Raw genomic sequence first — 12,699 nt, forward strand, 5'->3', positions numbered from 1 at the left:
TGACCATAGCGAGTCGGTCCCACCCCTTCCCATCCCGAACAGGACCGTGAAACGACTCCACGCCGATGATAGTGCGGATTACCCGTGTGAAAGTAGGTAATCGTCAGGCTCCCCAGCAAGACCAGAAACCCCACCCTAACCGGTGGGGTTTCTGCGTTTACGCGTCCGGAAAACACACCAGTACCAGCCATGCTATAAATCCCCCATTGACGTCGCATGCGTGTCTCCGACTAATGGACTATTTCGCCGCCGTACGCGCTTTCCTCTGTGCTGCCGACTTGCAGAGCTTCAGCAAGACCGCGCAGCAAATGGAGCTGAAGACCTCCACCGTCTCCCGCTACGTCACGGAGCTCGAGGGTGATCTGGGCATTGCTCTCTTCAATCGTTCCACGCGTGGTCTTGTGCTCACCGAAGGCGGCCGCGTTTTTCGCGAGCATGCGCTGGTGGCGATGAACGCCATGGACGAAGCGCGCAGCGTGACGTCGTCACTGAATGCCTCGCCTCAAGGCGTGCTGCGTGTCACCATGCCGACCTCGTTCGGCCGCAAGCATGTGGTGACGCATCTACCGGAGTTTCTGCAAAAGCACCCACGCATTGGCGTGGACATGATTTTTTCGGACGAGGTGATCAACCTCATCGAGAGCGAAGTGGATCTCGCTATCCGGATCGGCGTGCTGCCCGATTCGCAACTCATGGCACGGCGTCTTGCCGCACATAGGCGCATCGTCTGCGCGAGCCCTGCATACGTCGCCGCTCACGGTGCACCCGAGACGCCGGAGGAGCTGAGCCGTCACACGGCGTTGCGTTTCTCGCGCGCCGTCGACGACAAATGGATCCTTAGCCGCCGAAAGGCCAAATCGAAAGCGAAGGACGTGACGGTTCAGCTCAGCGGCCAGGTGAGGGCGAACGATACCGACGCCATCATCGATCTTGCCGTCGCCGGTTGCGGCATTGCGTTGCTGCCTGAATGGAGCATCGGCGCCGAGTTGCGTGCCGGCACTCTAATGGCGCTGCTAGTCGACTGGGAAGCGCGGCCTACGCGCCTGGACCCGGCAATCTGGGCCGTTTATCCACCAAAGAAAGTGGTCTCATCCAAGGTGCGAGCCTTTGTCGACTTTTACGCCAAGATTTTCGGCAGTGACGATTATTGGGTCCATCCGTAACCGGCCGGACCGATCAGCCTCCGCTGCGGTAGGCCCCTTTCCGCAAAACTGATTCCCGAGGCGAGTCGTTCTCGCGGAAGCGGTCTCTTTTTATAGTGGGTTCCAGACGTTGGCGCGAGCTGACGAACCCACCGCACATGCGGTGGCTTCTGCTAAACCCTTTATAGGAGATCGACATGCTCGAGAGGACCGCACTCCCTACGCTGGAACGGGATGCTTCGGCGACAACCGAGGACGCACAGTACTTCGAATACACCTCATCGGCGAATCCGATCGGCGCGAAGCTGATCTCGCGCGTTCCGTACCATTCGTTTTCCGCTTCGCTGTACGACAGCGGTCCGACCCGCGTGATCCCGCTTGATCTTTCAGCCGAGCTCGGCTGCGAAGGTCCCGCAACCGGTCCGGGCCTGTCGGCCAACTTCGTACGCGTGCTGGCCGGCGAGAAGGCGACGCTCAAGCCGAACGCTACTTCGATGGTGTTCTACGCGGTGGACGGTTCCGGCATCGCGTCGCAAGGCAAGAGCGCGTTCCAGTTCAGCAAGGGCGACTTCTTTACGTTCCCCGGCGGCGAATCGATGACACTGACGGCCGAATCGACGGCTCGCCTGTACTACGTCAACGACGCGCCGCTGCTCGCCTACATGGGCGCTAGCGTGCAGAAACCGCGCTTCAAACCGACGCATTACCCGGCATCGCGCGCGCAAGAGGAATTGAAAAAGGTATCAAGCGCGACCGGTGCGGGCCAACGCAACCGCGTGAGCATTCTGCTGGGCAACTCGAATTTCCCGCAGACGCGTACCGTAACGCACGTGCTTTGGGCGATGTTCGGTGTTGTCGCAGCGAAGACGATGCAAAAGCCGCATCGCCATCAGTCGATCGCGCTGGACTTCATCTCGGACTGCAAGCCCGGCTGCTACACACTGGTCGGCACCGAACTGGACGAGAACGGCAACATTCTCAATCCGCAACGTGTGGACTGGGAGCCGGGCATGGTCTTCGTGACGCCTCCGGGCTACTGGCATGCCCATTTCAACGAATCGGACCAGAACGGCTACGTGATTCCGATTCAGGATGCCGGCCTGCAGACTTACTTGCGAGCGCTCGACATCCGCTTCGCGCATTGACTGGAGTGGTCTGTATCAGGCCGCAACGTGGCCTTGGTCACAGAATTCGTCAATCACCACTGCGGCCCGATGCTCGAGCGTGCTGATGGCCATCAGCGGGTCGATCTTGACCCGCGGGATGGTCAGTTCCGGGCCAACGGGGGCCCCTTTCTGGCTATCGCCATCGATACGTTCAATCAGGGCCCGGCACACCCACTGCACGCCAAGCTCATCCGGCACCACATCAACATTTACTCGAAAGCCACGATGTTCCAACGCCACAACAACCTCCAGACTTACAACAATATTCAGATCACTCGGCGAACAAGACCGCAAGAGCACGGAATGCTAGCACGGGTCGGACAATCTCTTCCGCGAACCGGACAATCGGGCTTGACCTGAAACCGTGACGAGGAATCCTCAAGGCGTGCACCTCAGGAGCTTCCACTACTTCACTTCACCCCACCCCCCACCGCCAACCCCTCCCGCGCCGGCAACCGGTACAACCACAGCGCGATCCCAATCGCGACCAGCAACAGCGCGCAAGCCATCGCAACCACGCCGTGCCAGCCGCGCACATTCCAGAACACTCCGCCGAGCGAACCGACCACGCTCGACCCCAGGTAGTAGGCAAACAGATACAGCGACGACGCCTGCGCCTTGCTGACCTGGGCCCGTGCGCCGACCCAGGCGCTGGCAACCGAATGCGTGCCAAAGAAGCCGATCGTCAACACTGCGACCCCAAACACGATGACCCATATCTGGTTCGACAGCGTGATAGCCGTTCCAACCAGCATCAGGATCAATGAGGCCGGCAGCACGACCCGGCGCCCGAGCTTTCCGGAGAGACTGCCTGCCCACGCGGAACTGACGATACCGAACAGATACACCGCGAAAATAAGGCCAATTTTGGTCTGGCTCAGCGAGAAGGGCGCCGCAACCAGCCGGTAGCCGACATAGTTGTACACGGTGACAAAGCTGCCCATCAGCAGGAAACCTTCGACGAACAGCAAGGGCAGAATGCTGTCGCGCAAGTGAGTGCCGAAGGCGCGCACCAAAGGCGCCACGCGCAGCTCGCGCTTCACGAAGTGACGCGACGGCGGCAAGCACCGCCACAGGATCGCCGCACTCAGTATGCCGAGCAGGCCGATCACCAGCACCGCCGAGCGCCATCCCCAGACATCGGTAATCACGCCGGTCAAAAGACGTCCCGCCATTCCGCCCAGACCGGTTCCTCCGACATACAGTCCCATCGCGTGACCGAGCGAGCGTGGATGCATTTCCTCGCCGACGTATGCCATCGCCACCGCCGGCAGACCGCTGAGCGCGATCCCCATCAGCGCGCGCATGACAAGCAGGGTCGGCCAGTGCGGAACCGTGGCGCAAATAACGGTCAACACCGCCGAGAGCAACAGCGAAGCCACCATGATCGGCTTGCGTCCCCAAGCCTCCGATAGCCCGCCCGCGACAAGCATCGTCACTGCCAGCAGCCCCGTGGTCAGCGAGAGGGCAAGGCTTGCTCCCGCGGCGCTGACGCCGAAATCCGCCGAAAAGAGCGGCATTAGCGGCTGCACGCAGTAGAGCAGCGCAAAAGTCGCAAACCCGGCGGCGAACAGCGCGAAGTTGGTTTGCCAGAACGCCGGCGTGCCGTGCTCGATTTTTCCTGTCCGTTCGCGAGGCGCCTCGCCAGCGGTCGAGATGACGGCCGTCAACAGGTTGACGTCGTGCTTGCCCATGTTTCGGTTACTCCATATGCAGTTCCAATCGTGGCCCAATCATGAGGTCGGATCATGCGGGTGTCCAATATCGATTTGGCTGCAAATGATACATAATGGATATCATGGACCTTCGCCGAATTCGCTATTTCATTGTCCTGTCCGAAGAGCTGCATTTCGGGCGGGCCGCGCAACGCCTGAATATCGCGCAGCCGCCGCTCAGCCAGCAGATCCGGGTGCTCGAAGACGAGCTGGGTGCGCGCCTGTTCGAGCGGACCAACCGGCGCGTGGAATTGACGGCCGCAGGCAAGGCGCTGCTGCCCGAAGCGCGTACTCTGCTGGCGCAGGCGGAGCGCACGGGCGAGGTGGCGCGGCGGGCCCAGCGCGGCGAACTCGGTGAGTTGCGGGTGGGTTTTACCGGCTCGTCCGCCTTTAGTTCGGTCATCCCGAAGCTGATTTTCGAATTCCGGCGCCGCTTGCCGGAAGTACATTTGAGGCTTGAGGAACTGACCACGCAGCAACAGTTGACGGCGATGCTGGAGCGGCGGATGGAAGTCGCTTTCGTGCGCGACACGGCGCGGCCGGATTTACCGCCGACTTTGCAGGTCATCCGCCTTTTCGAGGACGCGCTCGTGGCCGTTCTGCCTGCGCGTCACCCGCTGGCTTTGCAGGGAGGCGCGCTCGCGGTGGGCGCGTTGAAGGACGAAGGGTTCGTGATGTACCCGCGCGAGAGCGGCACCGGTGTGTACGACCAGATCGTCGCGCTGTGTCAGCAGGCAGGCTTTACGCCGCAGCTTGCTCAGGAGGCGCGGGAATCGCCGACCATCATCGGCCTGGTGGCGGCCGGACTCGGGGTCGCGCTTGTGCCGACCTCGTTGCGCAGCATCAAGGTGGACGGCGTGGCATACCGGCCGCTGCGCGGCAAGGGCGCACGCTCCGCCATGTGGATGGTGTTGCGCGCCGGCGAGTTGTCACCGCAGGAGGCGCTGTTCGTTACGCTTGCGAAGGAGATTGGGGCGGGGGCGTCGGAAGAGACCTGAGGCCCCCGCTTCACTCCCCGTCAATCAGGTGCGCAGCCAGATCCGGACTAAACACCCCCGCTTTCACGGTCGGCGCGATACCGCACGGCCCATCGGAATTGCCCGGATTCTTGATCCATGCGAGCCAGATCTGCCCGGACGGCTCTCCAGTCGGCTCGCCCAGTCTGGCGCTCGCGGGGTTGCACCATTGACCTTCCGAACCATTGCCGTTGCGGCTGGTATCCACCACAACCGATTTCGTAAAACCGTAGCGGTTCGACAGCAGTTCGTTGACGGCGTTTGCATACGCCAGCGATTCTTGCGTCGTGTAGAAATTCGATACGTTCAAGGCGAATCCCTTCACCTCGTCGATGCCGGCGTCGTGAAGACGGCCCGCCATGACGTCGGCGGCGATCCAGTGAGCGTTGCCGGCGTCGAGATAAACGTCGGCCTCGGGCGCGTTGAGGCGCAAGCGCGAAACCGCATAGCGCAGCAGATCCAGCCGGGCTTGCTGAGCCTCGGCCGTCTTGAAGCAGTCGAGTTGGGCGAGCGAGTCGGGCTCGACCACCACCATTGCCTTGCTCTTGCCGATGCCTTGCGAGAACGCATCGATCCATGCGCGATACGCGTCAGCATCGGCCGACCCGCCCGCCGACGCTCCACCGCAGTCGCGGCCGGGAATGTTGTAGGCGACCAGCATTGGCGTCTGGTGTGCGGCGTTGGCGGCGTCGACATATTGGCGCACGGCCGCCTGCACGTCGCGGTTCCAGCTACCGAACCATTGGGCGGTCGGCACGTGGACGATAGCGGCGGCGAGCTTTGCCGCGCGTGGATCGTCCGCGTGCGCGCGTACCCAGACGGCGGCCTCGGAGTTGGGATCGGTGTAGAACGAATCGGCGGCGCACGCCTGCCCGATGGCAAAAAGCGCGGTCAACACGATGCTGACAATTTGCAGGAGGCGCTTCATCATCCGGCCTCGGCGCTCAAACGCTCACGTACACCCAGGCCTCGGCACCGGATTTCAGCGTCACGCTCACGCGTTTATAGTCGGCCACCTCATAGCGGTCCGCCGCTTCGAGTTCTGCCTGGGTGATTTCAAACACCATGCCGGCAATTTCCTCACTCGGATTGGCGCCGGGCTTGATGATCGGGTGGTGTGTTTTGCCGCTGGTCGCGAGCACTTGCGGGTCGACGATTTCCACCCAGGTCTGTTCGTAGCCGAGCATCGCGTCGGGACGCCCCTTCAACTCGCGGCCGAAGTTAGCCAGTTGCACGGCTTTGTCCTGCAGCGTCCCGTAAGAGAAGAGCAGGATGGGCGATTGAGCGGGTGTCGTCATGAAGTCCTCAAGTGTGTGCCGCCTGGCTGAGCAAGCGGAGTGTCATTTGCCTGAGGATATAACGTAATTTGCCTGGCCTGTGCGGTAAAAAGCACTGCGCACGCCGGTCATGCGTGCGCAGCGCCCGCCGTGCGCCTTTCTACGACGATGCGACCTTCAACAACACCGGGTCGTTACGATAGAGATCCGGAAACATCCGTTTCAGGTTAGCGACCTTGGGCAAGTCGTTGATCGCGATATACGGATAGCCCGGGTGCAGCACAAGGTAATTCTGGTGATAGTTTTCCGCCTGATAAAAGCCCTTGAAATCCTCCACTCGCGTGACCACCGGCGCTGAAAACACATGGGCCTTGTCGAGTTGCGCGATATACGCCTGCGCGACGGTACGCTGCTGCGGATTGACCGGGAACACCGCCGAGCGATATTGCGTGCCGTGGTCCGGGCCCTGGTAGTTCAGCTCGGTCGGATTGTGGGCGACCGAGAAGAAAATCTGCAGCAGCCGTCCATAGGTGATCTGCGTCGGGTCGTAGGTAATCTGCACCGATTCGGCGTGACCCGTGTCACCGTCGCTGACTGTTTCGTATTGCGCCGTGCTGGCCGCGCCGCCCGTGTAGCCGGCGGCGACCTGCTTCACGCCGCGCACGTGCTCGAATACACCCTGCACACCCCAGAAACAGCCGCCGGCGAATACGGCGGTTTCGCTATGCGTTGCAGCAGTGACCTGTTCGTCCTGCGCGGGCGGAGGGATTTGCGTGGCCTCCTCGGCCGAGTTCGCGACGCGCTGCACGGCGACTACACCCAGGGCGAGCGCCACGACGCCAGCCAGTTTGGCGAAGGAGGAACGCTTGCGCGAAGAAGCCGCGTTGCTGGAGATGTTGCTCACGATTGTCACTCCTTAGATGATGACTGTGATGACGTCCATCGGATAGTTCAAATTCAGATACAGCGCCGCTCCACGCGGCATTAGCCGAACGTGAACGAATAAGCTTCAACGCCCGGGTCGAGAAACTCGATCGAGAACGTGTGATCCTTGACGTCGCCGTTTTGCCGCACCAGTTGATAGAGCCGCTGCTCCGTCACCGTGCCCGTGCCGTCGGGGCTCACGTCGCTGCCGTGTGCAGCGCCCGGCGCGGCGCCGTCGATGCTGACGCGAAACCGCACGGGCTTGCCGTCCTTGTCCGGACCCAGCACCAGGTGCAGATCGCGCGCATGGAAGCGGTAGACGATGCCGCCGGATGCCGCCGCGAGCGTTGCGTGCTCGGCGCCGACGCGCCACTTGCCGTCGAGACCCCATTCGTTGAGCGCGGGTTGTGCCGGCGCCGCGTACGTGTGCAGCTTGTCCTCGGTTTCACCGCCCGGCGAAACGAAGTTCTCGGCACGCGCGTAACCGATATAGGTTTCCGGCGAGCGCATATCGGTGTTGTCGGCGGCTGCCTCCACACCCTGGACGCTGGTGCTGGTCAAGCCGGTCGGGACATCCGCTGCGCCCGCGTGGCCCGCTTCGGTCAGCAGTTGCTGGATGACCTTTTCCGACTGCGCATAGTCGCCTTCACCGAAGTGGTGGTAGCGAATGCGTCCCTGTGCGTCGACAAAGTAATGCGCCGGCCAGTACTCGTTGTTGAGCGAGCGCCAGATGGCGTAGTTGTTGTCGATTGCCACCGGATAGTCGATGCCGAGGTCATGCGTAGCTTTCTTGACGTTGTCGACATTGCGTTCGAAGGCGAATTCCGGCGCGTGTACGCCGATCACAACCAGCCCCTGATCCTTGTACTTTTGCGCCCACGCTTTCACATACGGCAGCGAGCGCAGGCAGTTGATGCACGAGTAAGTCCAGAAGTCGACCAGCACGACCTTGCCGCGCAGGCTCTGTGCCGTGAGCGGCGGCGAGTTCAGCCACTGGACGGCACCGTTCAGCGAGGGCAGCTCGCCTTCGACGGGCAACGGCGGCGCCGTGTCGCTCACAGGCTGGGCTGCGCGCATCATGCTGCCCGATGTCGCCACCATTGCGTTGGCTGGGTTGGCAGCGGCTGTATCGGAGGCAGCGTTAGGGTTTGCAACAGCGGCGGCGTTGGCCGTCATCTTCGCGCCCGGCGACAGCCGGTCGACCAGCTTCTGCTCGATGCCGCCGGTGGCTACGGTCGACACCCGTGTCAGCACGCCTGTGTCGAGCCCAAACGCAATCGCGACCACGCCGGCCAGCATCGCCGCACCGATGCCGCGGCGAATCCATTCTCCGGCGCCGAGCGAGCGCTTCATGGCTGTGAACACCCGGCCGCCGATCAGCAGCGCGACTGCCAGCGAGGTGGCCGCCCCGGCCGCATAGGCGATCAGCAGCAAGGTGGTGCCGATACTCGCGCCGCGCAGCGCTGCGCCGGTCAGCACGAGGCCAAGGATCGGCCCCGCGCAGGGCGCCCACAGCAGCCCCGTGGCAATGCCGAGCAGGAACGAGGAACTGGCGCGCACCTGCTGGCCGTCGGCCTGGGCGAAGTTCGAGAGCCGGTTGCCGGCGCTGACCAGCGGACGCATCAGATGATCGGCAAAGCGCGGGAACAGCAAGGTGAGCCCGAACACGGCCAACAGCGCGATGGCGAGCCAGCGGCCGTACTGGTTGGCCTGGGTTACCCAGCCGCCGCCGACGGCGGCCAGCGTCGCCACCAGCGCGAAGGTGAGCGCCATACCGGCGAGTAGCGGCAGACCGCTGCGCACGAACGGCTGATCGGCGCGCGCAAAGACGAACGGCAGCACCGGCAGGATGCACGGGCTGAGGATCGTCAGGGCGCCGCCGAGGTAGGCGAGAACGATGAGAAGCATGATTTTTCCAGAGGATAGAGGCTTGGGTCAGGGCGTCAGCCGCTCGCAGGCGGGCTCAGTGGGATCAGCTTGCCGCCGGCGTGAAGTTCATCGCCACGCCGTTCATGCAATAGCGCAGGCCGGTGGGCTTGGGGCCGTCGTCGAACACGTGTCCGAGATGGCCGCCGCAGCGCCGGCAGTGCACTTCCGTGCGCACCATGCCGAACGAACCGTCTTCCCGGGTCGCCACGGCGTGGTCGAGCGGCGCCCAGAAACTTGGCCAGCCCGTATGGCTGTCGAACTTGGTGCGCGACGAGAACAGGTCAAGCCGGCATCCCGCACAGGAAAACACCCCGGCGCGATGCTCGACGTTCAGCAGGCTCGAATACGGGCGTTCCGTGCCTTCCCCGCGCAGAACCATATACTGTTCCGGGGTCAGCATCTGGCGCCATTGGGCGTTCGTGCGGGTGAATTCGAAGCCGCCGGCGGGCTGGCCGGCGTCCGCCGGCGCTGCGGACAGCCGGGGCCAGCGGCTCACGGCAGCGAGCGCCGCCACGGCGGCTGTGCCGGTGAACAGAAAGCGTCTGCGACTCTGCATGATGGGCTCCTGGGTGCCAATGTGCGGTTAGTGCCGTCATGCTAGGTCGCGGGCGGTGTCGAAGTCCTCACGAAAAGTTAAATTAAATGTGACAACTCGCAGCTGGGAAATTTTGCACAATGACGTAACGGCAGTTCTGTAACAGCAGCCTTGCGCGGCGCGCGCCGCTAACCGCTCCCCTGACGCTAACCACGGCCCGACCGGCATCCCAAGCCCCATGGATCATCCGAAGCGCGTACTGATCGTCGAAGACGACGTCGACATTGCCAACGTTCTGAGCCTGCATCTGCGCGACGAACGCTATGAAGTCGTGCACAGCGCCGACGGCAACGAAGGGCTGCGGCTGCTGGAGCAGGGCGGCTGGGATGCGCTGATTCTCGACCTGATGCTGCCCCGCGTCGACGGCCTGGAGATTTGCCGGCGCGCTCGCGCCATGACCCGTTATACGCCGATCATCATCACCAGTGCGCGCTCGAGCGAAGTGCACCGGATTCTCGGCCTCGAACTCGGCGCTGACGATTACCTTGCCAAGCCGTTTTCGGTGCTCGAACTGGTGGCGCGGGTGAAGGCGTTGCTGCGGCGCGTCGATGCCATGGCGAAAGACTCGCGCATCGACGCCGGCACCTTGCAGCTCGCCGGCCTGACGATCGATCCGTTGACGCGCGAGGCGGCCGTCGAAGGCCGCCGCATCGAGCTGACGCCGCGCGAATTCGATCTGCTGTATTTCTTCGCCCAGCATCCGGGCAAGGTGTATTCGCGCATGGATCTGCTGAACGCCGTGTGGGGCTATCAGCACGAAGGCTACGAACACACGGTCAATACGCATATCAACCGTCTGCGCGCGAAGATCGAGGCCGATCCGGCACAACCTTCGCGCATCCTGACCGTCTGGGGGCACGGTTACAAGCTGGCGGTGCCGTCCGAAAGCGCTGCAGCGTCAGCGCCGGCGCCGGACGCCCGCCCGAAGGATGCGCCGTGAACCTGACCCTGACCCAGCGGCTCCTGATCGTCTTCTCGGCGCTGCTGCTCGCCTGCTCGGGTGCGTCGGCCTGGCTGCAGATCCGTTCGAGTGACCTGCATGAAAAAGAGGTCGTGCAGGGCCTCTCGCGCGGCCTGGCCGCGCACATCGCCAGCAGCACGTCGCTGACCGACGCGAACGGCTTGCGCCCGGACGCCGTGCGGCAACTGTTCGGGCAGTTGATGGCGGTGAATCCGAGCGTCGAGGTCTATCTGCTCGACAACGAGGGGCGCATTGAAGGCGACGATGCGCCCGCCGGACGCGTGAAGCGGGAACGGGTGGATCTGGGGCCGATCCGGCGTTTCATTGCTGGCGGCGCACTGCCGATCCTCGGCGACGATCCGCGCAGCATGGACGGCCATAAGGTGTTCAGCGCCGCGCCGCTGCAAATGGCGGGGCACCCGCCGTCGGGCTATATCTACGTGGTGCTGCTCGGCGAGGCGCACGATGAACTGGCGGCGCGCGTCGCCGCCAGTTCGGTGTTGCGCACCACGCTCTGGTCGATGGCGCTGGTGGCCTTGCTGGGGCTCGTCGCCGGCCTGGTGGCGTTCGGCCTGATCACCCGGCCGCTGCGCCGCCTGACCGAGGCGATGCGCCAGTTCGACGCCAACGGCGAGCCGGACACCCAACCTCAGGTGCCGCGCTCGACCGCAGCTGGACGGCGCGATGAAATCGCCGTGCTGGAGGCCACCTTCGCGCAGATGGCGGACCGCATCGGCGAGCAGTGGCGCGCGCTGACGCGCCAGGATCAGCAGCGGCGCGAATTGCTCGCCAATATTTCGCACGATCTGCGCACTCCGCTCACATCGCTGCACGGCTACCTCGAAACGCTCTCGCTAAAGGCGGACACGCTCAGCGAGACCGAGCGCAAACGCTATCTCGGGATCGCGCTCGCGCAAAGCGTCAAGGTCGGGCGGCTTGCACAGGCGCTGTTCGAGCTGGCGCGGCTCGAGCATGGCAACGTGCAGCCGGCGCTGGAGGACTTTTCGCTGGTCGATCTGGTGCAGGACGTGTTCCAGAAATTCGAGTTGCCGGCCGAGGCTCGCCGCATCCAGCTAAGGGCCGACATTCCGCAGCGTCTGCCGGCCGTCTGCGCGGACCTCGGCATGATCGAGCGGGTGCTGACCAACCTGCTCGACAACGCGATTCGCCATACGCCGCCCGAAGGCGCAATCGACGTGGAACTTGCATACCGCGACGGCAAGGTGCAGGTGACGGTCAGCGACACAGGCCCAGGCATTCCGGCGGAATTGCGCGAAGGGCTATTCGAGCGCCCGCTGGGTGGGGGCGGTGCGCATCGTGGCGGCGGCTTCGGACTGCTGATCGTGCAGCGCATGCTGCAGTTGCACCATAGCCGGATCCGCCTCGTGGAGCGCGCCGGCGCGGGGACGAGCTTCGCCTTCGAACTGCCGACGGCCAACGTCGCCCAGACCGCGCGTGCCTGAGAGCCTGGCTTGACGCTGCGCGAGTGCGCGCAGCGGGACGCTTACTGATCCACGCCGACGATCACGCTCGACGCCTTGAAAATCGCCGTAGCGGGTTTGCCGCTGGCGAGGCCGAGGCGGTCGACGCTTTCGTTGGTGATGATGGCGGCGATCTGCGCGCCGCCTGCAGCGGCAATCGTGACCTCGGAGTTGACGGCGCCCTTGGTGACGGCGGTTACGGTGCCGGAAATGAAATTGCGCGCCGACACCTGGCTGCTCGTGACATCCACCATCACCAGCACCGACGAGGCTTTCACCAGCGCAAAGGCCGCCTTGCCTTGCGCGAGGCCGAGTGAGGTCGCACTGCCGTGCGTGATCACCGCGACGACGTCGAGACCGTCCTTGGTGCGCAGTACGATTTCGTCGTTCACCGCGCCGTGCTTCACTTCGGCTACGGTCCCTTCAAACTGATTGCGCGCACTGGTTCGCATCTTCATCTCCTGGTAGGCGGTCCACGCCGCCCTGAGCGGGG

General features: G+C 63.7%; 13 protein-coding genes and 1 rRNA gene. 6 read left to right on the plus strand and 8 right to left on the minus strand.

The annotated features are described in order from the left end of the window. From rrf to FFS45_RS28500, 3 genes are all read left to right on the plus strand, one after another. Positions 1–109, plus strand: a 5S ribosomal RNA gene (gene rrf, locus FFS45_RS28490); the annotation flags it as partial. Between the two features lie 124 nt (positions 110–233). Next, positions 234–1,163, plus strand: coding sequence for a LysR family transcriptional regulator (locus tag FFS45_RS28495; RefSeq protein WP_137957977.1), 930 nt, complete (start codon positions 234–236; stop codon positions 1,161–1,163). Between the two features lie 176 nt (positions 1,164–1,339). Then, entirely contained in the window at positions 1,340–2,287 is a 948-nt protein-coding gene (locus tag FFS45_RS28500) for a cupin (RefSeq protein WP_137957978.1), read from the plus strand. 15 nt (positions 2,288–2,302) lie between these two features. Here the strand turns inward: FFS45_RS28500 and FFS45_RS28505 are convergent, their stop codons facing one another. Then, complete coding sequence (locus FFS45_RS28505) at positions 2,303–2,548, minus strand: hypothetical protein (RefSeq protein ID WP_137957979.1); 246 nt, start codon at positions 2,546–2,548, stop codon at positions 2,303–2,305. Positions 2,549–2,718: 170 nt separating this feature from the next. Then, positions 2,719–4,002: an MFS transporter gene (locus FFS45_RS28510; protein WP_137957980.1), complete on the minus strand. Its 1,284-nt coding sequence runs from the start codon at positions 4,000–4,002 to the stop codon at positions 2,719–2,721. A gap of 104 nt (positions 4,003–4,106) precedes the next feature. Between FFS45_RS28510 and FFS45_RS28515 the strand changes: the two genes are divergently transcribed. Next, on the plus strand, positions 4,107–5,021 hold the full coding sequence (locus tag FFS45_RS28515; protein ID WP_137957981.1) for a LysR substrate-binding domain-containing protein: 915 nt from the start codon (positions 4,107–4,109) through the stop codon (positions 5,019–5,021). Between the two features lie 10 nt (positions 5,022–5,031). On the opposite strand, the gene FFS45_RS28520 is transcribed toward FFS45_RS28515, so the two are convergent. From FFS45_RS28520 to msrB, 5 genes are all read right to left on the minus strand, one after another. Then, positions 5,032–5,970, minus strand: coding sequence for a glycoside hydrolase family 6 protein (locus FFS45_RS28520; RefSeq protein WP_137957982.1), 939 nt, complete (start codon positions 5,968–5,970; stop codon positions 5,032–5,034). A 13-nt stretch (positions 5,971–5,983) separates the two neighbouring features. Next, positions 5,984–6,337: a gamma-glutamylcyclotransferase family protein gene (locus FFS45_RS28525; RefSeq protein ID WP_137957983.1), complete on the minus strand. Its 354-nt coding sequence runs from the start codon at positions 6,335–6,337 to the stop codon at positions 5,984–5,986. A 139-nt stretch (positions 6,338–6,476) separates the two neighbouring features. Beyond that, entirely contained in the window at positions 6,477–7,163 is a 687-nt protein-coding gene (msrA, locus tag FFS45_RS28530; RefSeq protein WP_249362970.1) for a peptide-methionine (S)-S-oxide reductase MsrA, read from the minus strand. Positions 7,164–7,300: 137 nt separating this feature from the next. Beyond that, positions 7,301–9,148: a cytochrome c biogenesis protein DipZ gene (locus tag FFS45_RS28535; protein ID WP_137957985.1), complete on the minus strand. Its 1,848-nt coding sequence runs from the start codon at positions 9,146–9,148 to the stop codon at positions 7,301–7,303. A 64-nt stretch (positions 9,149–9,212) separates the two neighbouring features. Next, positions 9,213–9,725: a peptide-methionine (R)-S-oxide reductase MsrB gene (gene msrB / locus FFS45_RS28540; RefSeq protein ID WP_137957986.1), complete on the minus strand. Its 513-nt coding sequence runs from the start codon at positions 9,723–9,725 to the stop codon at positions 9,213–9,215. Between the two features lie 217 nt (positions 9,726–9,942). Between msrB and FFS45_RS28545 the strand changes: the two genes are divergently transcribed. Both FFS45_RS28545 and FFS45_RS28550 read left to right on the plus strand, forming a co-directional pair. Beyond that, positions 9,943–10,704, plus strand: a complete 762-nt coding sequence (locus tag FFS45_RS28545) for a response regulator transcription factor (RefSeq protein ID WP_137957987.1) — start codon at positions 9,943–9,945, stop codon at positions 10,702–10,704. Beyond that, positions 10,701–12,188, plus strand: coding sequence for a HAMP domain-containing sensor histidine kinase (locus FFS45_RS28550; protein ID WP_137957988.1), 1,488 nt, complete (start codon positions 10,701–10,703; stop codon positions 12,186–12,188). The genes FFS45_RS28545 and FFS45_RS28550 overlap by 4 nt, the downstream gene beginning before the upstream one ends. Before the next feature lie 41 nt (positions 12,189–12,229). Here FFS45_RS28550 and FFS45_RS28555 read toward each other — a convergent pair whose 3' ends face one another. Then, on the minus strand, positions 12,230–12,658 hold the full coding sequence (locus tag FFS45_RS28555; protein ID WP_137957989.1) for a TOBE domain-containing protein: 429 nt from the start codon (positions 12,656–12,658) through the stop codon (positions 12,230–12,232). Positions 12,659–12,699 lie beyond the last annotated feature (41 nt).

The organism is Burkholderia sp. 4M9327F10, from assembly GCF_005503145.1.
Classification (GTDB): Bacteria; Pseudomonadota; Gammaproteobacteria; order Burkholderiales; family Burkholderiaceae; genus Paraburkholderia.

Coding starts and splice junctions, on each gene's coding strand:
- FFS45_RS28495 (WP_137957977.1), top strand. CDS start 234: ATGGACTATTTCGCCGCCGTACGCGCTTTCCTCTGTGCTGCCGACTTG.
- FFS45_RS28500 (WP_137957978.1), top strand. CDS start 1,340: ATGCTCGAGAGGACCGCACTCCCTACGCTGGAACGGGATGCTTCGGCG.
- FFS45_RS28510 (WP_137957980.1), bottom strand. CDS start 4,002: ATGGGCAAGCACGACGTCAACCTGTTGACGGCCGTCATCTCGACCGCT.
- FFS45_RS28515 (WP_137957981.1), top strand. CDS start 4,107: ATGGACCTTCGCCGAATTCGCTATTTCATTGTCCTGTCCGAAGAGCTG.
- FFS45_RS28520 (WP_137957982.1), bottom strand. CDS start 5,970: ATGATGAAGCGCCTCCTGCAAATTGTCAGCATCGTGTTGACCGCGCTT.
- FFS45_RS28525 (WP_137957983.1), bottom strand. CDS start 6,337: ATGACGACACCCGCTCAATCGCCCATCCTGCTCTTCTCTTACGGGACG.
- FFS45_RS28535 (WP_137957985.1), bottom strand. CDS start 9,148: ATGCTTCTCATCGTTCTCGCCTACCTCGGCGGCGCCCTGACGATCCTC.
- msrB (WP_137957986.1), bottom strand. CDS start 9,725: ATGCAGAGTCGCAGACGCTTTCTGTTCACCGGCACAGCCGCCGTGGCG.
- FFS45_RS28545 (WP_137957987.1), top strand. CDS start 9,943: ATGGATCATCCGAAGCGCGTACTGATCGTCGAAGACGACGTCGACATT.
- FFS45_RS28555 (WP_137957989.1), bottom strand. CDS start 12,658: ATGCGAACCAGTGCGCGCAATCAGTTTGAAGGGACCGTAGCCGAAGTG.